This is a genomic window from Alteromonas sp. LOR (genome assembly GCF_000753865.1).
Classification (GTDB): Bacteria; Pseudomonadota; Gammaproteobacteria; order Enterobacterales; family Alteromonadaceae; genus Alteromonas.
In genome coordinates this window covers 57,862-80,104 of record NZ_JQFW01000015.1, presented here as the reverse complement: position 1 = coordinate 80,104, position 22,243 = coordinate 57,862, and the positions used below count along the sequence as shown (strand labels likewise).

The 22,243-nt window shown below is 42.5% G+C and carries 23 protein-coding genes; 10 read left to right on the top strand and 13 right to left on the bottom strand.

What is annotated here, in order from left to right; translation table 11 throughout:
• Positions 1–8 precede the first annotated feature (8 nt).
• Positions 9–665, bottom strand: a complete 657-nt coding sequence (gene trhA, locus JV36_RS0105680) for a PAQR family membrane homeostasis protein TrhA (protein ID WP_235207785.1) — start codon at positions 663–665, stop codon at positions 9–11.
• 495 nt (positions 666–1,160) lie between these two features.
• On the opposite strand from trhA, the gene JV36_RS0105675 reads away from it, so the two are divergent.
• Positions 1,161–1,532 (top strand): hypothetical protein, encoded by a 372-nt coding sequence (locus tag JV36_RS0105675; protein WP_032096382.1) that lies wholly within the window; start codon positions 1,161–1,163, stop codon positions 1,530–1,532.
• A gap of 43 nt (positions 1,533–1,575) precedes the next feature.
• Here the strand turns inward: JV36_RS0105675 and JV36_RS0105670 are convergent, their stop codons facing one another.
• Positions 1,576–2,745, bottom strand: coding sequence for a MerR family transcriptional regulator (locus JV36_RS0105670; protein ID WP_032096383.1), 1,170 nt, complete (start codon positions 2,743–2,745; stop codon positions 1,576–1,578).
• An 80-nt stretch (positions 2,746–2,825) separates the two neighbouring features.
• Positions 2,826–3,269 (bottom strand): MarR family winged helix-turn-helix transcriptional regulator, encoded by a 444-nt coding sequence (locus tag JV36_RS0105665; RefSeq protein WP_032096384.1) that lies wholly within the window; start codon positions 3,267–3,269, stop codon positions 2,826–2,828.
• A 158-nt stretch (positions 3,270–3,427) separates the two neighbouring features.
• Between JV36_RS0105665 and JV36_RS0105660 the strand changes: the two genes are divergently transcribed.
• The gene (locus JV36_RS0105660) at positions 3,428–3,856 is read left to right on the top strand and encodes an organic hydroperoxide resistance protein (RefSeq protein WP_032096385.1); all 429 of its coding nucleotides are present in this window, start codon (positions 3,428–3,430) and stop codon (positions 3,854–3,856) included.
• Positions 3,857–3,953: 97 nt separating this feature from the next.
• Here JV36_RS0105660 and JV36_RS0105655 read toward each other — a convergent pair whose 3' ends face one another.
• Positions 3,954–5,177, bottom strand: a complete 1,224-nt coding sequence (locus tag JV36_RS0105655; RefSeq protein ID WP_032096386.1) for a hypothetical protein — start codon at positions 5,175–5,177, stop codon at positions 3,954–3,956.
• A gap of 547 nt (positions 5,178–5,724) precedes the next feature.
• Between JV36_RS0105655 and JV36_RS0105650 the strand changes: the two genes are divergently transcribed.
• Positions 5,725–7,557, top strand: coding sequence for a M1 family metallopeptidase (locus JV36_RS0105650; RefSeq protein ID WP_442853184.1), 1,833 nt, complete (start codon positions 5,725–5,727; stop codon positions 7,555–7,557).
• A gap of 160 nt (positions 7,558–7,717) precedes the next feature.
• Here JV36_RS0105650 and JV36_RS0105645 read toward each other — a convergent pair whose 3' ends face one another.
• Entirely contained in the window at positions 7,718–8,638 is a 921-nt protein-coding gene (locus JV36_RS0105645; protein ID WP_032096387.1) for a cation diffusion facilitator family transporter, read from the bottom strand.
• Between the two features lie 300 nt (positions 8,639–8,938).
• Between JV36_RS0105645 and JV36_RS0105640 the strand changes: the two genes are divergently transcribed.
• Both JV36_RS0105640 and JV36_RS0105635 read left to right on the top strand, forming a co-directional pair.
• Entirely contained in the window at positions 8,939–9,727 is a 789-nt protein-coding gene (locus tag JV36_RS0105640; protein ID WP_032096388.1) for a hypothetical protein, read from the top strand.
• 47 nt (positions 9,728–9,774) lie between these two features.
• Positions 9,775–10,023, top strand: a complete 249-nt coding sequence (locus JV36_RS0105635) for a hypothetical protein (RefSeq protein WP_032096389.1) — start codon at positions 9,775–9,777, stop codon at positions 10,021–10,023.
• 223 nt (positions 10,024–10,246) lie between these two features.
• On the opposite strand, the gene JV36_RS0105630 is transcribed toward JV36_RS0105635, so the two are convergent.
• Positions 10,247–10,852, bottom strand: coding sequence for a hypothetical protein (locus JV36_RS0105630; protein WP_032096390.1), 606 nt, complete (start codon positions 10,850–10,852; stop codon positions 10,247–10,249).
• Positions 10,853–11,311: 459 nt separating this feature from the next.
• On the opposite strand from JV36_RS0105630, the gene JV36_RS0105625 reads away from it, so the two are divergent.
• A complete protein-coding gene (locus JV36_RS0105625; RefSeq protein WP_052010204.1) occupies positions 11,312–12,781 on the top strand; it encodes an esterase/lipase family protein in 1,470 nt (489 codons plus the stop codon).
• Here JV36_RS0105625 and JV36_RS0105620 read toward each other — a convergent pair.
• The 4 genes from JV36_RS0105620 to JV36_RS19390 form a co-directional block, all read right to left on the bottom strand.
• Positions 12,778–13,128, bottom strand: coding sequence for a YacL family protein (locus JV36_RS0105620; RefSeq protein WP_032096391.1), 351 nt, complete (start codon positions 13,126–13,128; stop codon positions 12,778–12,780). The two genes, JV36_RS0105625 and JV36_RS0105620, sit on opposite strands and share 4 nt — an antisense overlap.
• Positions 13,128–13,652, bottom strand: coding sequence for a YgjP-like metallopeptidase domain-containing protein (locus JV36_RS0105615; protein ID WP_032096783.1), 525 nt, complete (start codon positions 13,650–13,652; stop codon positions 13,128–13,130). Before JV36_RS0105615 ends, JV36_RS0105620 begins: the two co-directional genes overlap by 1 nt.
• A 20-nt stretch (positions 13,653–13,672) precedes the next feature.
• On the bottom strand, positions 13,673–14,329 hold the full coding sequence (locus tag JV36_RS0105610; RefSeq protein WP_052010205.1) for a YigZ family protein: 657 nt from the start codon (positions 14,327–14,329) through the stop codon (positions 13,673–13,675).
• A 253-nt stretch (positions 14,330–14,582) separates the two neighbouring features.
• Positions 14,583–14,720, bottom strand: coding sequence for a hypothetical protein (locus JV36_RS19390; RefSeq protein ID WP_235207783.1), 138 nt, complete (start codon positions 14,718–14,720; stop codon positions 14,583–14,585).
• 321 nt (positions 14,721–15,041) lie between these two features.
• On the opposite strand from JV36_RS19390, the gene JV36_RS0105605 reads away from it, so the two are divergent.
• The 4 genes from JV36_RS0105605 (at position 15,042) to JV36_RS0105590 (ending at position 18,033) form a co-directional block, all read left to right on the top strand.
• Positions 15,042–15,389, top strand: a complete 348-nt coding sequence (locus JV36_RS0105605) for a hypothetical protein (protein WP_032096392.1) — start codon at positions 15,042–15,044, stop codon at positions 15,387–15,389.
• A 65-nt stretch (positions 15,390–15,454) separates the two neighbouring features.
• Entirely contained in the window at positions 15,455–15,667 is a 213-nt protein-coding gene (locus JV36_RS0105600; RefSeq protein WP_032096393.1) for a hypothetical protein, read from the top strand.
• Between the two features lie 391 nt (positions 15,668–16,058).
• On the top strand, positions 16,059–17,384 hold the full coding sequence (locus JV36_RS0105595; protein ID WP_032096394.1) for a TMEM143 family protein: 1,326 nt from the start codon (positions 16,059–16,061) through the stop codon (positions 17,382–17,384).
• A 211-nt stretch (positions 17,385–17,595) separates the two neighbouring features.
• Positions 17,596–18,033, top strand: a complete 438-nt coding sequence (locus tag JV36_RS0105590) for an SRPBCC family protein (protein ID WP_032096395.1) — start codon at positions 17,596–17,598, stop codon at positions 18,031–18,033.
• Positions 18,034–18,103: 70 nt separating this feature from the next.
• On the opposite strand, the gene JV36_RS0105585 is transcribed toward JV36_RS0105590, so the two are convergent.
• From JV36_RS0105585 to JV36_RS0105575, 3 genes are all read right to left on the bottom strand, one after another.
• On the bottom strand, positions 18,104–19,141 hold the full coding sequence (locus tag JV36_RS0105585; protein WP_152561554.1) for a carbohydrate porin: 1,038 nt from the start codon (positions 19,139–19,141) through the stop codon (positions 18,104–18,106).
• Between the two features lie 384 nt (positions 19,142–19,525).
• The gene (locus JV36_RS0105580) at positions 19,526–20,569 is read right to left on the bottom strand and encodes an AI-2E family transporter (protein ID WP_032096397.1); all 1,044 of its coding nucleotides are present in this window, start codon (positions 20,567–20,569) and stop codon (positions 19,526–19,528) included.
• Positions 20,570–20,668: 99 nt separating this feature from the next.
• A complete protein-coding gene (locus JV36_RS0105575; protein ID WP_235207782.1) occupies positions 20,669–22,117 on the bottom strand; it encodes an adenosine deaminase family protein in 1,449 nt (482 codons plus the stop codon).
• Positions 22,118–22,243 lie beyond the last annotated feature (126 nt).

Genomic DNA, 22,243 nt, shown 5'->3' with positions numbered 1-22,243 from the left:
AGCGAGCGTTAAACCACAAAATAATAAATTGAAAAATAATGGCAACCACATCCGCCTATAACGAATACGTGCCATATAGCATGGGTGTATTTTACCTTTTTTGCCACGTAAAAACAGACGCCCACGCTGAAACAAAGTCCCCCTGCTACGAGTAGCCACAATCCAGCTCCAGGTAATGCCATATAAAGAGGATAAATAAGTCCAATGGCTATCCAGCCCATAAGCAGATACGTCATAACAGACACTTTTGGAAAGCGATGCTGCGCCACTAGCTTAAAGGCGACGCCGCCAAATGCAAGGCTCCAGATAACCCCGGTCATAACCATACCTAACGCGCCGCCTATAGACACTAAAAGCAAAGGTGTGTAAGTGCCCGCTATCAATAAATATATTGCGCTGTGGTCGAAAAGCTTAAGCCATTCTTTGGCTTTATGATGTGAAGTAGCATGGTAAAGAGTAGAGCTTAAAAACATCAGAATAAGGGTAGTGCCATAAATTGCTACGGTAACTAGGGCAAGCGTACCTTCAGCTCGGTAGAGTAAAAACACTAAGCCAACAATGGCAGCAACCAAACCGACGCCGTGACTAATACTATTAAGCCATTCCTCTATTATCGAGTAAGCCCTTGCGGGTATGCTTTCAAATTGGTCTCGCATTTCTGACATGACTAATCCTATCACGTGTTTGTCGTCATTTTTGTGAATTTCAGTGAACAAGTGTTCGCTGAAATAATGATAGCAGAAAACGGGCTGATATTGACACTAGTTTTCAACTTTCTAAAGACTACTTCTTACGCTTTTCGTTCAGAGCTGACCGCCCCGCCTATCAAAGCCGCCTTTACAGCTCGGTAGGTTATATTTTACTCGGTGCTTTTTACGCCCTCTTGTGTAGAAACTTCCAATATCAACACAGTTACCTTGCTCCTATTTTAATAAATATCTGATTTTAATGATTTTTTACTCTTGGTTCGAAACCTGCAACAACTAGGGAACAATGGGTTGATAACTCATAAAAGTTAACCAAACAATTTACAGTTTCAGCACCACTACTGATGCAACGTAATAGGTGTTTTGTCGCAAGAGTTTAAACCAGCGATGGCAAAAAGTTATAAAGCCAAAAATTGTAGCGCTGAAACAGAAGCCAGAAACAAGGAGCAATAAATGTCTTTTCTAAAATGGATTTCTTCAGGAATAGTCGTGTCGTTACTCATCGTTATGATAGGAGTAGTAGGCAATGGAAATACCTTTGTAAGTCAAGCGACTGCTGAGGATAATGCAAAGCCTTATCATACAGACATTACGGATGTGGAAGAGACTTACACCAGCATGGAATTTAACGTAAATAGAAAAACTCATCTATTACGTAAAACTCGAATTGAATTTTACCTTGCGCAAGCGAAACAGGCTGATAAGCGTGGGTGGGATCACCAACGCAAAGACATCATGATAAGAGTGGAAAACATTTTAGCGCATCACTTAACGCAATATGCGCAAGAAGTTGATGCTGAAATGTCGCAGTATACCTCTGCTTGATAGGCGCAAGCGGCGTTTCACTTGAAACGCCGTAGACAAAGCTTCAACACTTTTCTGCGATGAAAAATTGGTAGCCAAATTCGCCAAGGTGAGATTTAAACAACGCTACTTCGTTTTGAATATCGGTAACTGCTTGTGAACCAGCCAGTGTAGGGCCAACCTCATTTAACCGCTGTTCAAGTGGCTCATAATAGTTTTTCCACGCTTGTTCAGACAGCGTAAAAGTATTCTGTAGGTTGTATCCAGCCTTTTCTATTTGTAACTTTCGAGTATCAACAGTTTGCATATCTGGGTAGTCACTTTTCCAATGCTTAATCGCTTCTTTGCTTGGGGTCTCTGTCAACCAAACTAAATCACTAAACACCAACGCACCATTTTCCGAGATAAGCGATTTCCATTTCTCTAACGCGTTCTCTATGCCCATTACATAGGCGGAGGCTTCAGCCCAAATTACGTCAAACTTCTCTTCGCCAAAGCTTAATTCCGTCATGCTAATACATTGGGTTGATACTCGCTCGCCCATGTTATTTTGCTTTATTTTATCTTCTACCTTATCCAAGGCACTTTGTTCGTTATCCGTCGCTACAATGCGTGCATCGCATAATCTAGCCAAGAGCATGGTTGAATTACCCTTGCCGCAACCAATCTCTAAAATTTTTCTAGGATTAATACTAAGTGTTTGAAACGCTCTCACAGTGTCAGACTCGCTGTTCGGCCCCCACGATTCGAGCGTTTCATATACGTTCATGAAATCTTGCATATACTTGTCATGTTCATTCATGTCTTTTGATAACCATTTGATCCTTAGAGCTTGCTTCTCATCAAACCCTTGAATTTTTAACCAGTCTATATGTGCATCTGGCGCTACATCAGCAAGTATTTGGTGCCACGATCTACTGCTGCTTTCACCTAACAGGGAAGACAACAACGCCAACGACGTTTGTTTTCGGCTGATCTCTTGCGTTAGCTCGTCATAGCGAGATTTAAGAACAGACCTATCCAACTTACTTTCAAGGCAAGATTTACATTCAGCCAACGTCAATCCGCCGCTTTGTAGCTGTTGAATTAAGCGAACTTGTTGTATGTCTCTATCGCTATATACTCGATAGCCATTTCCTAACCTCTTGCCGCAAATCAAATTAAGCTTTTCGTAGTAAAGTAAGGTGGTTCTCGATAAACCTACCAATGCACCTAACTCAGAAATACGATACACGTATAACTCCATACATTTTTAATGCGACGTTGAATGTAAACTATATAGTTATAGACAGGTCAAGAATCAATTTTCATTCTCTATCTTTGTTCGTCAGCGTTAAAGCAGCTACCAAGTTTGTCTAGTAAGTAACGAAGCTGCACGCTTTCTTCATGGCTCATGCCTTTTAATTTGCACAGCATCTGCGAGGGTACGTCTTGGGCTATTTGCTTTTTCGATTTACCTTCCTCGGTGAGCATTACTCGTTTAACTCGCTTGTCGTGTTCGTCTTTTTCAATAGTGAGGAATTGTTTTTCATTCAGCTTTTTAAGAATGAGCGTCATAGCTCCACCATCAATCGCGGTGCGCTCTAATAGTTCGGCAATGGTGATGTTATTCGCTTCCCACAAAGCCATAAGCGTAATGTACTGTGGATAAGTAATATCCAGCGCCTTCAACAGCGGCCTGTAAGCACGTGTAAATGCATTTGAAAGCGTATAAAAGCGATGACAAAGCTGATTTTCTAATTTTAATAATTCAGACACAGGCAACTCCAATTCAATAGTAGTTTTATATTTTGTATGCAAAGTACTTGAACTTCAAGCCGGGATAGTGTTATTTTACTTTGCATGCAAAGTAAGTGTGGCTAACTAAAGTCTTCGCTTACTGTTTTGCAATTTTCTTTTTAACAACGGAGTTTATGATGCATACATTACAACAGGTCGTTTATACCGGTACAGCAACGGCAACAGGCGGAAGAGAAGGTACGGCAAAGTCTAGTGACGGCAAACTTGAGCTTGGACTTTCTACACCAAAAGAACTTGGCGGCGCAGGTGGGCAGGGGACAAACCCTGAGCAAATGTTTGCAGCAGGGTACTCAGCCTGCTTCATCGGTGCACTGAAGCACGTTGCTGCTTCACAAAAAATTAAATTGTCAGACGATATTAGCGTAACTGGCGATGTGTCTATTGGGCCTATCGAACAAGGCTTTGCCATTGCCGTTAAGCTTACCGTTGACCTTGGTGATGTGGAAACAGACAAAGCGCAGGCGCTAGTAGATGCAGCGCACCAAGTGTGCCCGTACTCAAATGCAACTCGCGGCAATATTGAAGTAGAGATAGCGCTAGCTTAAAGAGTTGAAGTGCTATTTTTAAGTGAATTAATAAAACTCTAAAATTGGCGTTTAAATGCGGGTAGGGCACAATATGCCTCTACCCGCAAAAATTACCTTACGATGTTTGCAAGGTTTGAATAGGCTCAATATCAACAGTATTGTTTTTGATAAAAGACTCAATATCATCAATTTTTTCTTTGCTAAACCCTAATCGAGCTTCAATACCAGTAGTACCGTTTGCATTTTCAATGACATCGAATTCGTTGACACCTAACACACGAGAAAATGCAGTGTGTACTTGGTTGTTGTTGATATCGACAATTTTGATTTTGGTAGATGTGCGGTATATCGCAAGCGGACCATCCTGAGTTTGCACCCAATTAATCGACCAGTAATAGTGACTATAATTTGGTAGACCTAGCTCAGTGTAAAGTGACTCGCGGAAGTCAACGTTCTCGCACTTGTTTATTACCGAGTTCTGGCGAGTACAATTTGAGTGCTCTGCAATTTCCTTTCCGCCTAAGCCAACATCCATAGGCACAATAGTTTGGCCGTCAAGGCTAACTAGCACGTAGTCGTCGAGTTTATTAAGTCCAAACGTACTTCCCATTTCCTTGAAGGTATCAAGTAGTCCGCCGACATCATCGTTCTTGTTGCGAGCATTCTTTTCTAAAAGAATAAACCCTGTCGATGCCGCATCTCCATTTTGATATTTGGCAATGTGATAGTTATCAAGGAGGGAAATAGACTTCACATTATTGTCGCCTATGGTATAGCGGAATGCAGAGCCAGGGCGGCCCACTATAAAGCCATCAGACGTAGGAATAACGTTGTTCCCAGGAATGGTCTTCCCGGTTACTGTTTTCACTTCAAATTGGTTGCCACGTTTTAAAACAGTAGCAATTTTAACGGGCGCCTCTTGTGAATTAGCCTTATGGTACTTTAATGAAAAAGAGCCGTTAAAGTTTTTCACAGCATAAGTAAATTCGCCAGTAAAACGATTCCCGCCAAAGTTAGCCACTTGGCCTTCAAAGTCGTTAAATATTGTGTTGTTTATTAGGATCCCGTCTTTTTCGCGATAAAAGATTGCAGGTCCACCACTTAAATCTATTTTTTGCTTTTGTGCTAAAAGCTCATTCTCACTAATTACAATTTCTGGCTCGACAGTTTCTTGAGCTTGTGTGGCTGCGCCGCCAGGCATGGTAGAACTTTGAAGTCGAGCCAAAAAGGCTTGTTGCATTTGACTTGCCATTGCCTGTTCTTCTGGGGTCATGGGTGTGCTGCCACAAGCAGTGAGAAGCGTTGCTGAGATAAGTGATGTTAAGAGTTTTGCTTTCATTAGTATTTTCTCTATAGAGTGCTTCTTATTGCAATTATTAGCGCTGAAGCTTTTTATATGGAAGCAAAGGTATAGACGTACAGAAACTATGACCCTGCAATCCTGCAGTGAAATAAGTTTTAAAGAATGGTCGCATATCCTTTGCTCCCGTTATTAGAAAATATTAGATAGGAAATATCAAACTTAAATTAAAAATAGTCTATTTTTTAGTCTCTTAGGTGCTATTTGTATTGAAAATGCTCTCCAGTGAACAACTTCTCTAGACCCTATTGTTTATTTATCGCTCCTGAAGTCTCGACTTGCTACTATGACCATGTAGAACGAACTCTTAGACAGAATTGCCCAAACTTATAAAGAAATAGAACGAGCTAGAAAGAACTATAAAGGAAGAAGCATGAACCAACATGGGAACCACACTATGAGCTACTGCAAAATGCTAGCTACGCTAATTTGTGTACCAGCACTTTTTGCGTGCAGCGATGCCACAACTGAGCCTTCAAGTAAGGCCGACGCTAGCGCTGCCATGAAAGACGTTGTAAACAAAAATATGGGAAACAAGGCGGCAGAAGACAACGCTAGAGCAGAAATTACAGAGGGGTCATCTGACATGGCCTCAGGCGTTGATTATCATTCATTCTCTAATCCCGATGAAGTACGGGTAACGCATTTGGCGTTAGATCTTAGCGCTAATTTTGATACTCAGCAGTTATCAGGAAGTGCAACGCTCAAGGTAGAGCGCACCGACCCAAAATACAATGAGCTTGTTCTTGATACTCGCGCTCTTAAAATTGAAACTGTTACCGTAAATGGTGAGGCAGTTCCCTTTACTTTAGGCGAAACCGATGTTGACCTAGGAACGCCTCTTTCCATCTCGTTACCCGAGAACGCCAATCAAGTTACCGTGAACTATTCCACATCACCAAGTGCGTCAGGCGTTCAGTGGCTCACACCAGCACAAACTGCAGGTAAAAAGCATCCGTTCTTATTTACTCAAGCACAGGCCGTTCACGCCCGAAGCTTTATACCATTGCAAGACTCCCCGCAAGTGCGTGTGACTTATGAGGCCACCATTAAAACACCGCCAAGCTTATTGGCAGTAATGAGCGCAGCAAACGATCCTCAAACACAGCGCGATGGTGAATACACCTTTACCATGCCGCAACCTATTCCTTCTTACCTTATTGCATTAGCCATTGGCGATCTGCAGTTTAAGGCCATGGGGGAGAGAACAGGGGTGTATGCCGAACCTGCGCTTCTTGAAAGTGCAGCTAAAGAATTTGAAGACACCGAAGCAATGCTCGAAGTCACTGAAGAGACTTACGGCCCTTATCAATGGGACAGATACGATCTTCTCATTTTACCGCCATCGTTTCCCTTTGGCGGCATGGAAAACCCTCGTCTCTCGTTTATCACTCCAACTGTGATCGCGGGTGACAAAAGTCTAGTGTCTCTTATTGCACATGAGTTAGCTCATAGCTGGTCTGGAAATACAGTTACCAACGCTACATGGCGTGATTTGTGGTTAAACGAAGGCTTTACCACCTATTTAACCTATCGCATCATGGAAATGATTTATGGTCATGAGCGGTTTAAGAAGGAGGCCGTGCTAGGCTATCAAGACTTGCAAAACGATATCGCTGCGCTAGAACAAAACGATGAAATTCTTGCTATCGATTTACGTGGTCGTAACCCTGACGATGTATTTTCAAATATCCCTTACGAAAAAGGCGCGCTTTTTCTTCGAGAATTAGAGCAAAAAGTAGGGCGCGAGAATTTTGATGCATTTTTAATGCAGTACTTCGAAGACTTTGCATTCAAAAGCATCACTACAGATACCTTTATCGACTATTTGGACGAAACGCTACTTAAGCAATATCCAGAAAAGTTGGACGCTGAGCGTATTCAGCAGTGGATTTTTGAACCTGGTATTCCTGAGGGCGCACCAAAGCCTGAGTCTGATGCTTTTGTTAATATCGATAAGGTACGCGGCGAATGGCTAGCAAATACCACTAAGGCAAGTGCCATTGACACTGCGCAATGGACCGTGCATGAATGGTTATACTTCCTTAACAATATGCCCGAGTCGTTAACCGACAAGCAGCTTGTCGAATTAGACAGTGCGTTTTCGCTAACAGAAACGCAAAACAACGAAATTGCCCACAGCTGGCTGATGATTGCGGTAGCCAATGAATACAAGCCAGCATACGAGCGTTTGTACAGCTATCTGGTTAGCATTGGCCGAAACAAACTGGTTAAGCCGCTTTATCGCTCGCTTTCGCAAACACCAGAAGGTAAAGCATTTGCGAAAAAAGCATTTGAAGAGGCAAAGCCTGGCTACCATCCATTAACGATAAGAGCTAACGAAGGTTTTGTTAACTAAGCGCTTTATGAGTAATGTTTTAAAGAGTGAGTAGGTAAAGCCTGTTCTCTCAGAATATACGCCATATAAAGGCCCTATCAACTTTAGTTGGTAGGGCTTTTTTATGTAGCTTTATTGTACTGTATTGGTTGTAGCCGTCGCGTGAAAAAGAGTAGCTTGGCTAATCAGCTAACGCTGGATTAGCGATAAACAATATATCCATAATAATGGCTGGATCCCATTGTCGCATGGCGGTCTCACTGGCTATGCGGATATCGTCTAACTCACTAATCGTGGCAACGGAAAACGATTTATCAACAATAATATGCACGAGTAAATAAATGTCTCTTCCGCTTTTACTTATCCGTACTTCAACATGTTGATAGGGCACTGCAATCAAGGTTTGCTTTAAACGCTTTTCAATGACGGCAGTTACCGACTCTGGTGGCGCTTTATTGATAACTTCTTTCAGGCTGTTAAGCATGATTTTAAAAGGCACTGGCAATATCGCGAGTCCTAATATTATTAGCAAAACGGGGTCGACAAAGGAGGCATACTCAGCAAAACGGGTTTGCTCAATACCATACGCAGTGGCAAACCCTAATAGAATGGAAGCACTCAATACGCCATCTACAAACCAAGTGTGAGCTTCTACCGCCACTAAATCTGAACGCAAGGGCTTGCTTTGATACTTCATGTAGCCAGACACAGCAAAGCACGCAGTAGTAGCAATAACACCGTAAATTATTGCATAACCATACTCAGCCTTTATTCCGCCGTCTGTGAGGCTACCAATAGCCCCCACAACGGCATATAAGCATGTGGCAATGATAACAATGGATTTGAATAAGTTTAACGTAGGCTCTATGGCCGTATAGCCGAAATGAAAACGGTCGTCATCGGGCAGTTGCACCAAATTTGCTACTTTCAGCGTGAGCAACGACATGAAAAAGGCAATGAGTGAGTATGCGCCGTCAAACAGGATGGCGGCTGAATGGGTAATAAAGGCAAAGCCAAGTGCGATAAATACAAACAAACCCGCTACGTAAAACGATACACGTAGTAAGGTTTTTTCTTTAGTGTGGTGAAAACCTATGGCCATTTTCGGCTCAAAGACTCAAGTGTTAATATTCGGCGGATAATACGCTTGTTTTGAAAATAAGATAGCGAATTTATGGTGGGTAACGAATAATTTTTTTAAGGCTGGATGTCACCTATAGCAAGAACAGCAAACTAGATTGAAAGTAGAAACGCTGGTCGTATTTTGCGAGAACGCTAAGGATAAACAAAAACAGTTTCTTTGACAGTGAGTAGACAATTTGAGACGTTAAGAGGGCGGTGAAGAGGTCGCATCGCATTTATATTTATACATAGTAAAATGGAAATAGGGAAAAATGGACGAATGAACACATGGATAAAAGTGCTAGCCAAATCATGCCTGCTTGCAACGCTATTCACTGCCTTTTCAGCCACAGCAGAAAATTACCGCGCCAAAATCTGCAATGACTGCAATGAAGTTGAGGCAAAACGCATTGCACTTAAATTCAAGACTGAAATTACCTGCCATAAAGACGTTGATATTGGTCTAGAACTCCCTAAATGTTACTACCAACCAAATCAAATTTTGGTGGCCAACCCATCTACAGGGCAAGTCTGGGGCTTTGAACTATTTCGCGATAATAAAGGCGGAGGAGAAGACGACGGGAAATTAAACGTACAGCGCTTCTCGGTAAGCGGTGAAGCTGAGATGTTGATGACGGATATTCTTACAACCTACTCTGAGCTCGATGCTGTTAGAGAAACGGTTAATCAACACCTCGAAAACACACCAAGTTTGTTTGATAGCAAAGCGAATACATCTGGTACAAAACCCTTCAGTAACTGCGATGATAGTTCAAACATAGCAAAAGCGGTAAGAGCTACTTTTGACGCAAGGACCCGAAGTAACATACAGCAATACTTGCAAATCGAATACAAAGGCAAGCATTCCAAGCCCGAATCTAAATTTGCCTATAGCTATTTCGCAGCAGATACATTTTCTGTTGGTGCAGGAGGAGTTGGAATCGAGGGCACTCGGGACTTTCGTTCTATTGGCAAACTATTAGAGGTGAATTTTTCTAGCGATGATTCGAGCCCAGCTAGAAATAAAATTGTGTATAGCGTTATTATAAAAACAACATCATTGCTCTAGGGATAAATGACCATGGTTCACGTATCGATGGTCTTGCAATTAGCGCATTGAGACAAGGCGGAGCAATTAATGTAAACGCGTGCTTACTTGAAAAGTTAAATAATTATATAGAGGCGAGTGTTCAATCTGACCCTGTAGGCGGAAATTTTGGCGATAGCAGCCCAGTGGATTATGGCAGAGGAAGAGGGTTCATTCCCCAATTAAGCAGCAGTGGTGGTGGACTTGAAACCTGTACATGGCGTTTTTACTCGCCGCAAGACGAACAAATGTTTTCTATGCAGGGACCATGTCCATAGTGTTCTTCATGATACAAAGTCGCAGATAACTGACATAAAAAAGGAGCGTATTTTGAAGTGACCCCATTAAGTTGGACTCATTTCTAAGCGGCAACCAAGGCCTGATTTCGATATTGTATCGGACTCAGGCCTTTTTCTATTTTTGCTGTGGCTTACTAAAACGCTTAACGAACATAGCCAGCACGGCCAATTAAGCTGAACCGATTGATTAAACTGATATAGCCTATTCGCTTTGCTCTTGTGAGACACGTTTGGCATATCTCATCTTCGCTCTAGTCAATGCTGTAAAGCTTTCTTTTACTTCATCAACGGTTTCTATTTTTTCAATCATATCTTCGTATTGCGCCGCTTGCACTTCCTGCATTTTTTTCTGCAGTTCAGATTGGCTTATTCGATAACTTGTTGAACCTCCTACGCCTGGTCCAGTGTAGTGGTCGTTAGAATAGCCAGAAGCTAAGAAAACAGGATTTCTGTACTCATCGAGGATTTCATTTACAAATAGTGCCTGGCAACCACGGTGGTTAAGATTATTTTCCCATGGCTTACACTTTACCTTATAGCCTGATTTTTCGGCCACAGTATTGTATGTTTTGAAAAACGACACTTGCGCGTCGAAAAGCTTACTTCGGTAATAAGAAACTGGTCGTTTGCCTAATACCTCGATAGTTTCATTGGTGACTGTGTCTGCGGCATTTCCAGTTGATGGAATATATGACGAAGCCATGGCAAATGGGCTAACAACTGCAGAAAGAAATACTGCTAGCTTGGCGTATTGTTGGCAGAAAACCGGTATAGCTGTGTAGTTTTTGGCTTGGTATTTTTTGAGCATAGTGAAATCCTCTTTTCCTTCAGAATAACGACAACTTGCTATTAAAAATTTGTCTTGCTGCGCTCGTGAATTGCAATAGGCATACGTCCATTCTTTTTATTACTTATTACAATGTTGTGTAAGGAGCGCTTTAAATTTATACAATGTAAACGTAGCAAATTAAAATGTGTTGAACAAGTCGTTGATATCAGTAGCTATCCTCATATGTCGCTTAGCGTACTAATTCTAGTGAGCTGCGCTATGATTATTATTTTTTAATTTTTTGTTCTTTCGTTAAGGCGCAGGTATTTACCTGCTGGTGCAAATTTGGTGAATAGGTTGAAATAGGCAAATCAAAGTAAGAGAGGCAAAATAAGTACAGTAAAAGCAATTAGAGCAAACCGTGCTGTACAAAAATTAGATTGCCCTTACGCCATTACTGCTATGCTTAGAGCAACTTGATAATAGGAAGGGCATGCTTTGTCTAACCCAAAAACAGATGCCCAAGCAACTAATACCAAGGCTATTAATACCAAGGGTGCTGATGCCAAAAATACTGGCAAACAAACTCAAACAAAAAAGCCCTCTCAGGCGCAAGAAGCTAATCGGCTAATTGCCGATGCGGTTATTCAACTTACCTTGGTAATTGAAACGATGCACAACCGTATTAATCCGCTGAATTGGCTTTCGCCACCAATACAACAATCAACACTAAAATCAAATCAGACGCTTAGCAGTGGTATTACTGGCATGGTTTACGACAGTATACGCGGCATTACTAACGAGGTAAGCAAGCGCATTAGTGTGCCGCTCTCGGTATTAAACGACAGTTTGAATAACAGAGACAGCGGCAGCCTCAAAGACAATGTCGGTGGCAATGCTAGTGATAATGATAGTGTAAATGGCAATGTAAGCGAAGCAGCACCGCTATCATCAACGCATTCACCATCACCTTCATCGATAAAACCTACATTACTCTCAGCCATAAATGGCGTTATAGGCGATTACCTTCATACACAGCAAAGTCCGCTGTCCATCGCAATGACATTTCGTCAACACGGCAACGATATAGAGCTAGACGCATTGGCGCGACACATCGCAGAGTCTGAGGGTAAGCTTCTTATCATGGTACACGGCTTATGTATGAATGATGTGCAGTGGCGGCAAAGTGAGCACGATCATGGTTATCACCTTGCTAATGACCTCTCATGCACCACGGTTTATTTGCACTACAATACGGGGCGGCATATATACCAAAATGGGGTGGAGTTAAACGCGCTATTAGGCAAGTTGACGACGCAGTTTGGGCTGCTACAAAGCCAGCATTCATTAGATATTTCAGTTGTTGCCCATAGCATGGGCGGGTTGGTCACAAGAAGCGCGCTTTATTATGCTAAAGCTGCAATATCAGAAGCGGCGGCAATCACAGAGGCAGCCGAAGAAAAGGCACAGTGGGCCGAGTATTTGAAAAAAATAGTGTTTCTTGGCACCCCACATCACGGTGCGCCCCTTGAAAAAGCGGGTAACTGGGTAGACCTATTTTTAGGTATGCATCACTTCACGGCTCCTTTAACACGTATTACTCAAATTCGCAGTGCAGGTATTGCCGACCTTCGGCACGGATATATCGTTGAAAGCGACACTCACTCTGAGCGGCTTTTTGATTTTGTTAACGATCAACGCAAACCTATTCCACTGCCTGATGGGGTAGCGTGTTTTGCCATTGCAACAACGTCCTCGGCATCGCCTAACGCTATAAATAAGCATCTCGTTGGTGATGGTTTAGTGCCCCTTAATAGCGCACTAGGCATTCATGAAAATGAAGCGTTTAATCTAGATTTCAAACCAGAGAATCTGTGGGTGGGGAATAACATCAGTCACCTTGGTTTACTGGGAAATAAAACAATTTACGACGTTATTCACCGGTGGCTTTCAGAGGACGCTTATTAACGAATAAACGCCTTCCATTCTTGCAGTAAATGTTTGAAATCTGCTAAGCCGCAACCTGCTTGCATCTCTTGGTCGTAATCTTCGGCAAATTCTTTGTGACTGGTTTCGTTGTGATTGAGGGTAAGTATCACTTCGTCGTCCTCAATGGTTAACGTATATTCCTTGCCAATAAATTGGTAATCAGGAATATTGCGACACAGCAGGTTTTCAATGGCATCTAGCACCGTATTAATGCTTGCGCGATCTGTGCCTAAATCGTTACTCAACCAATCACCAAATGCTTCGCATTCAATATCACATTTGGCGGAGGGTTCCCCTAACATGTCAGTGCGAAATTGAAAATCCATTAGGCTTCCTTAGGCATTTGATAAACATGCCCGGTTAATTCGAGTTCAGTGAGGTACACCCGTACATCAAATTCAATCTGATGGTAATCGGGCAGCATGTGTTGGCAGAGTTTGTAAAAGGCTTTGTTATGCTCTTTTTCTTTAAGGTGGGCTAGTTCATGCACCACTATCATGTTCAAGAATGGCTCGGGCGTGTTTTTAAACAAGCTGCTCACTCGCAACTCATTTTTGCTCTTTAATTTGCCGCCTTGTACCCGAGATACATAGGAGTGCAATCCAAGGGCGTGGTTCACAATATGGATTTTTTGATCGTATATGACCTTACTCAACGGTTGAGTTTTTTTCATATACTGGTTTTTAAGCCCCATCACATATTCGCGTAAGTCGTTGTCGTTTGCCACTGAATGAGTGGCAGGGTAACGAGTGCGCAGCCAATCTCCCAGAGCATTGTCGTCAATCATCTGTTGAATTTGTTGTTGCAGTCTCTCAGGGTAGTGTGAGAGATATTGAAGCCTGCTTTTCATATTGGCACTCATATTGGCACTCATACTGACGAATCATTCAATTTGCTTTGCTTGCTGTCAACGTCCGGGCTGTCACCTTGCTGGTCCTCAATGTCTTGATTAACAATTGGCGCCAGCTGCTGCTTTATTTCTTCTACGTGGGAAACGGGTATTTGAATATCAATACTGACCTGCTGTGCATAGCGACAGTCGGCAATATTTCCCGACGCTTGCTGAACCAAATGCCTAACAAATTGTTCGTGCTTAAAGTCTACATCAACGGTAAGCGAGTGAAGGGTAACTTCTTCTCGTACAGTGAGCTGTTCGATGGCTTGCTGCGCCGATGCAGAATAAGCGCGAACAAGGCCGCCAGCGCCCAGCTTTATACCGCCAAAGTAACGAGTCACTACAATCATTACATCGCCAATATTTTTATGCTGAAGCACGTTTAAAATAGGTTTGCCGGCTGTGCCACTTGGCTCGCCATCATCGGCCATCGCAGCGCTTACTGGAGAGCTTGGAGGACCAAAAATATAGGCCCAGCAGTGATGTCGTGCATCGGGATAGCGCTGTTTCACTTCATCAAGCACAGCCATTGCGCTCTCTCGAGAGTTGGCAAATGCTGCCATCGCAATAAACTTGCTTTTCTTGACTTCAAACAGGACTTCAACCTGATTGGCGGGAACGGGATAATTCATTCGGTAAGTATACCCCATTGCGCAGCTGCAATTAAGCGGGTCGTAGAGGTAGTGCAATAGAAAGTGCAATAGAATACGATATAGATGTGATTGATGATATTGAAAGAAATGCTTGAAACTGTGGGCCTATTTTAGCGCAGAGATATGCTAAATGTATGATTTAAGAATGCTATCAGGTCCAACATTTTTCATTTACAGTCCTGCTCTAAGAATTAGTGCAATGACTCTGAACCTATCAATAAAAACATAAGCCTCAGAAGTCATCATTAATCTCCTGAGTTTTACGGCCTTTGCGCTGCCTTGCATTATAACCACCAGCATCCGCAACCAACTCATTGACCTCGTCTAACAACGAGCCTTGTAGTTGAAGTGTAACTAAAGCCTTAAGCAATATATCGCTTTTTACCACCTCGCTTTTGTCAATTTTGTGTTGACACTTTCCTTGTCAATGTTATGTTGACGTTATTCATACTGCTTAAAGGAGGCGATTATTGACATTGCAAAGGAAAAAGAGCTCAGAAATAAAGTTGCTGACTTTATCCTAAACTGGCACACGGAAAGTAAACCTGAAGCTTTAGATAATGCTACCTCGGAAGATTATGCTGGTCTAATTGTTGAGGCTTATATTGCAGCTGACGAAGCTAACAAATCGCTCGCGCAGTGGGTTCAGTCTGGGCGTAGAGCTGGGTTAAGTTGGGCGGAAATAGGCAAATTGCTTGGTATTAGTCGTCAAGCTGCGCAACAACGTTTCTCCACGGAAACCAATGCAATCTATTCAGGTGAAGCTGACTTTGACCCTCAGGATAGCACTCGCATTACTCGCAGGGGCGTCACTGTATTCAACGAGGCTAAGATTATGCGAGAAGAGGGCGCCAAGGGGAGAAAGATCGTCGGCGCAACGTGGCTGACTCTCTATTTTACCCAAACGGACGCACCAGTGGAAAATATCCGTGTTGTTTCTTTGCGAGGGTCAAGCTTAGTGAAAGAATATGAAAATGAGGGCTGGGATCTCGCTTTCACGTGGACCCCTTATAGGTACTTCACTCGGCCAGAGAAGTAACCAAATACACCTAAACTGAGCGTCCTCAAGTCGCTTTTAAAATGCTTTTACATAGGAACAAATTTGTGAAAATTGACAGTAAATCGATACCTTATTATGCGGCGGCTCTACTTTTGATAGCTACTATTGTCGCACCCCTATTAGGTCGAATGGAACCTCAAGTAATTTTTGGTTTAAGTAATCATTTTTGGTCAGGATTTATTGGTGCGTCATCACTTGGCGGTATGATAATTATTCTAGTTTTTTCATTAAGCAATCAAAAAATATCAAAGTCTTAAAAGCCAAAGCAGCAAGTACGGATGTCGTTGCTATAATCTCCGGCTGTTCTGGGGCAGGTTTTAAGCTGCCCTTGGAGACCGTCTCCATGTTTAGCAAATCTATACTGTAACTAGCGTCATTGAGTTTAAAGGGGATTTGTGGACCTCTTACATAAGAAAGGCCTTCAAACGCTTTATTAGCGCTACGCTTGATTAATACTTTTCATTAATTAGAGCACCTTATTATCAAACACCAATTTATGTTGTAAGTAGCCTTTAGGTGCATTGTGTTATCAGTCATTTATGGTTTACTGAGCACATGAATTTGTTTCGTTAGCCACTTGGATAACACCACTGACAAAATAAAAAACGGTGTTCCAAGTGTTAGTGAATTACCTACGTTAGAACGGTTATGTCCTCAGAACGATTTATACCTTTTCGCAAAGCCGATGTTGTTTACATGTGTAACGATGTCCTCATTAACAAAGAAACCGCTGATGCTGATAGCACTGCTAACTCCTTTGAGGTGTTTTGTAATTTGTTGGTGAGTCGCATTCACTTTCAGTATCACGAACAGCTAGAGCGCTTGAAAAACAGCTACGCGCTATTCGACCCCAACAAAGATACCCGCACGCTGAAAGACATTACAGATAGCGAACGTAAGGCCGTTCAAAAAGACTTCGCCAGTGAGTTTTCCACATTATTAGATTCTGCCAACTTTGAAAAAGTCACCGATACTGATTTAGAAGATGCGCTACATGAAGAGTCGCTGTTTAAAGTTCGCTTGGCGGTAAGTTTTGACGATTTTCAAGAAGTCGTGTTTTATCGCCGAGGTGAATCGGTTAAAACAGAAACGTTACGTACGTTCTTTGGTTTGCGCAAAAAATCGATATCGTTTACCAACTACGATCGAGTGGCGGTTTATATTACCTTTAAAGATAAAGACTACTTCGACCAACGCAAAAACACTAAAAAACAGCTTCCTGTCACTTTCATCCCTGGGGCCACTATTATTAAGCTGTTTCAAAACGTGCCCAAAGCAGATTTGGAAATGCTGTTTCCAAACAGTGAAGTGAAAATGCGTCCGCTCGATAAACTTATCATTGGGGCGTCGGCAACGGTCGGTGGCATTGTTGTGTTAGTGACGAAATTAGGGGCGTCTATATTACTGCTGTCGTCGTTTCTCGCGTTTTGGTTGGGGCTTAAAGATGAGTCAGTAGAGCTTACTAAGCAAAGCCTTATTACCTTTGGTATTGGTATGGGGGTTTTTGGCAGCTTTGTTTTTAAAGAATGGACGAAGTTTAAAAATCGAAAAATACGGTTTATGAAAGCCTTGTCTGACAATCTTTATTTTAAGAATTTAGATAACAACGCTGGCGTGTTTCACACTCTGGTAGACGCCGCAGAAGAGGAAGATTGTAAAGAAGCGTTGTTGGCATATACCTTCTTGTTAAAACATGAAGGAGAAGGGATGAGCGCAGATGAACTCGATAAAGAGATTGAAGCTTGGTTTGAGCAAACGCACCATTGCACCTTAGACTTTGATGTGTCTGATGCTATCGATAAATTAGTTAAAATGAAGTTGGTAGAAATAAAGCCAGTAGAAACAAAGCGAGTAGAAACAGGGCTCGTAGCAACAAAGCTTGTAGATAAAAATAATGAGCGATTCACGGCCAAGCCGTTAAAAAATGCTATTAAAGAATTAGACGAGTATTGGGATAATATTTACCAAGGCTAGCTTTGCAGGTTTAGTTTTTAGAGGTGTATCTATTGAAGGACATTTCTTGCAGGTCCATCTTCTGCAGATACAGCTTACTCCAAAAACAAACCTATTCAAATAATGGCCGAGTTGCCTATAGTTGCAGATAAAAAGTGGTTATTTGAGCTATTCACACATTGCTCTATATTCTAGCGTTCAATAGGCTCACGTTTTTTGTAGTAGGTATATAATGTTTTCAATTCATGTAGAAAGAGTAATCGATAAACCTATCCACGATGTGTTTGCGATGCTAAGCGATCACGAAAACTATGCGCAGTTTAAAGGCGTGGATGAAGCGAACTTACTCGTTCATGGTAAGGACGATAAAAACGGGTTAGGCGCTGTGCGTGAAATTATCGCAGGTGGCGCTAATCTACATGAAGAAATTGTCGCGTTTGAGCCTCCTTATAAACTTGGCTACAAAGTCATAAAGTCGAAACCACTGCCTTACGACCATCAGCTAGGCGAAATCACGCTTCAAGAAAAAGACGGTAAAACCCACGCAACGTGGCGCTCAAAAGGCCATATCACTATTTTCTTGTTGGGAAGTTTGTATTTCGATAAGCAAATTCAAAAAAACGGTGGAAGAGCGTTTGGTAGTATCTTAAAGCAGATTGGCAATTCATAACGTGAGCCACAGTGCTCCATTGAGAGAGGGGCTTGTTTAGAAAGAAATCTTCTTTAGATAGAAACCTTCTTTAAATAGACAGCTCTACTCTCATTGTTAAAACAAGAGCGTCTTTTGCTTCCCTGTCGGCGGCAGGGTTTGCAATAAACTGTATGTCTGGTTTAAGCGCAAGGGTATCTGTTAGCTGAAAACGATAAAACAGCTCTATCGCTGTTTCGTCTCGCTTATATTGAGATGCGAGAAGGTGGCTGGTGGTAATATGAGATATGCCAAGCCCTAACACGTCGTCTTTACGGTTATTGATGCCGTACCACGTTAGTCCAGCGCCAATGTGCGTGTCTATTTCACTGGTTGTATCGCTACTTCGTCCATACTGCAAAAACCAACCACCGTTCTGTGCTGCAAATAATCGAGAGCTAAACTCACCAGACAGAGTGGCGAAAAGCCCGCTAGCATCCTGAGATAATGAAGATTTGTCATTTTCATTATCTACTAATGGCACTATGTCTCCCGATTGCATCCAGCCGCCAATGGCAGCCGTAACGTTGCCTATATGTTGTGTCCATTGCCCCACGGTGAAACCGTTACTAAAGCTGCGATTTTGATTGGCGTAATGCCCAATAGATAGCTGTGTATTTTGCGTGGCGCTATAAAATGCATTCACCGATAGTCGAGGGCTTGGATAAGTGGGGAAATAGGAAATCGTTGGGCTAAAACCCATGGACGAGTGAATAAACTCTCCAGCATGTTCAGCATAGGCGAATTCATTATTTGCATCGACTTGACCTATTTTGAAGCGCAGGCTTTCTTCATAAAATGACTTCTCTACCCAAACCTCATACATTTTTGTGAGCTCATCTTCATCAATATTCGAAAATGCCTGAAGATCGCCAACAGAGTCACTACCATTGTTCCCTCTTAATACTTGAGCATCTGCAAAAAATAACGTGCTGTCGTTAATACGATATTCATAGGCAACAATACCCAGCGTCCTATTTATAGTAGCGTGCTCCTCTAGTCCTCCCGATACTACATAGCTTGTGTCGTGAACGAGAGTAAGTGAGAGCGGATTTGCCAAGGTATTGGCAGCACAAAAGCATGATGCCAAAACCACACTGAGCTTGAGCGTGCTAAATCGTACTGCTCGTTTTTTTAATTGTGAAATGCCGAATAGAATGGGAAAAACCTTTCTTCCAATTTACTGGTTGAATATCACTACTAACCATCATTTAGACTCCTTTTTACGTAAGTCATACACGAATTAGCTCACCTGAGCTTTTAAAAGAAACGACGTTTAAAGAATAGGCTTCAAAAAGTTGCATCAAAGTAGGTGCTTAAATCAATGGCCCAGGTGTAAAAAAAACAGCTGTTAAAAGCCCAGATGTTAAAAGAGCACAAACTTAAAGCTTAGAAGCTAATCGAACAGAAGCTTATCGAACAGAAGTTCAGAGCTGCGTGACTAATTAGTTCGAAAATGTGGACCTGACCCCCTTTATTTATATAGGTCGCTGTGTTTGTATTTATCGATGAAAAAGCGGATTAGTACACCAATTATGGCGGCCAGAGGTACTGCAACTAAAAGCCCTAAAAAGCCGAACAAGCTACCAAAAATAGACAGCGACATAATGAGCCATACTGGGTGTAATCCTACAGAATCCCCAACGAGTTTAGGTGTAATAAAGTTGCCTTCAACGGCCTGGCCAAACACGAAAATTCCCACTACCATCGCCACTGAAATCCACTCATTCCAAAACTGAAATAAAGCCAAACCTAACGCAAGTAATCCGCCCACGATAGCGCCTAAATAAGGAATGAAGCTTATCAATCCTGCTGCAAACCCCACCACTAGACCAAATTTAAGGCCCACAAGCATCAGCGAGATGGCATAGTAAACGCCTAAAATAATGCATACGGAGCCGGTACCGCGAATAAATCCAGCTAAGGTTTTATCTATTTTTTTCAATAAGTCGCGAATAACGGGTTCATGTTTGCGGGGAAGCAAACCGTAAATAGTTGAACTCATGCGGTGCCAATCTAAAAGTAGATAAACGGCTACTACAGGCACAATTACAAACAGCATTGCCAAATCGATGATGTTTGCTGCAGAGCTAAATGCAGTACTTAAAAACTCACCGCCACGCTCTTTTAAAACGTCACTAGCAGAATTCATCACTGAGCGTAATGTAGTACTTTCACCAAACACTGACGGGAGTGTTTTACTTAACCACTCACTCAAACTGTTGAACAAATCTGGGCCAGATTCGAATAAGCTTATTGCTTGCGCCACGACTGCTGGTACAACAAGAAGCGCAGTGAGCGCAAAAATGAGCGTTGCTGAAAGTGTTATCAGGGCAGTAGCCGCGGGTCGGCTGAATCCTTTACTCTCCAATTTTTCTGCGACTGGGTTGAGAATGTAGGCAACCACTGCACCTAAAATAAACGGTAACAGCCCATCGCCTAAAAACCACAGCACAAGGATGAGTGCGCCGAGGGCGAGTGCCCAGTATTGAATCTGCCTTTTTCCTGTTGATGTCATATGTCCTTACTCCCTGTTATACTCTGTAGCTAAGCGGTGCAAAGGCTGACAAAGCTCCTGCATTGCCTATGCACTATCGCCTGTGTCCTATCAATTTTACTATTCGCTGCAAACAGCAGGTGCGTAGCTGCAAATAAAGGTGTAGTGCTGCTGTACGTCTGCTATTGGCGTATTGTTCAACCTATTATCAATAAAGCGCTGAGTTTCTTTTTTGAGGCGAAGCAGTAATGTCTCGCGGTCTTCATTTGACATGAAGCTGTGAACTATCGCGTTTGTATTTAACTCAACCAATTCATCCCACGATAAATCAAAGTGTGATACCGCTAAGTAATACTCATCAGTTAAATTGCTGCTCCACATGCCTCTATCATCGGTTGAAAGCGTCACCGGCACGCCTGTTCGCAAGTACTCTGGGAAGGGATGTTCATCAATACTCTCTGCATATTCCAACAGCAGGTTAGATATGAGGTTTATCTCCACTAGGTAGGGAGAGTTGCGCATCATCAATAGCGTGTCTGGGTCTCCAATCAGGTTATACCCATGACCAATTCTGTCTGCGCCCAGCAGCAACGTATCTTTAATGTGAGTATTGGGCTCATCCGACTCACCAGCATGAACACTTAGCGATACCGGTGGTGACTGAGCACGAAGCTTACGTAGTGTGGATAAAAAACGCAGTGGATACCCTTTGTCATTATCTTCTCTGCCCACAAAGTTGATGCCAACAAAGTAGCCTCTATGCCCATCAACAAACGTCCATGCTTCTTCAAGCTGTTGTTCAGCGTTAGGTAAGAAGCGAACAATCGCTAGTTGGAAGCGTACTTGCACATTGGTATCTACCGCAGCGTCGCTTTCTAACATCTCTACAAACAGTTCGGCAGTAGCTTTGGGCGTATAGGCAGAGCCGTCTGGAAACCGCATGTCTGTTACTTGAAGCTGAGTTTCTAAGTACATTACGTTTTCCTGTTGGTACGCCTGCATGTTCTTTAATAGTAAATAGGCTTGTATATGAGGGTTAAGCAGCATGTCTCCCAGGCGTTGCCAATGAGTCTGAAAAAACTCGTCGCGGCCCTCGTGAGGCTTATCCAATCTAATGCTGTTTAGAAACGCCTGCTTTTGCGTCTTGCTCAAGTTGGTAAGCAGGGTGTAATTGTTTTTTTCGCAGATAGAGAGCTGCTCGTAAGTAAAGGCTGAAACGGTGTGAAACATCAACAGCTGAGGATTAAAGCCAAATTCGTTCGTGCCGTAACCGTTACATAATGTGGGTGCTGTTTTTGTGTAATAAGTATAGCCGCCGTTTTGCTTTGAATTTGTGGCGATATCCCACCACCACTCGCTCATGCCAGCGCCGGAAAGGTGATGATGAATATCACCGCCTTTGGGCATGGCATGCAAGAAGTTATACATTTGCGCTGGTGTTGCGCGTTGTTTAAATGCGTTGAACCACTCTGACATTGTCGACTCAGACACCAATGACGATGTATCCGCTGCACTAGCAGGCAGGCTGAGTATAAGTAGGCAAGCGAGAGCCTTGATGTGATTTAACAAAAAACTGTCCTCTATTAGCAGGTTACTTGAGTGATTATCTGAAATGCATCAAATCATTGCAATTATATGACCTGTAAGTCTACGTAAGAGGGTAGTTTTAAATGACTGTTTTGTATATGAATAAAG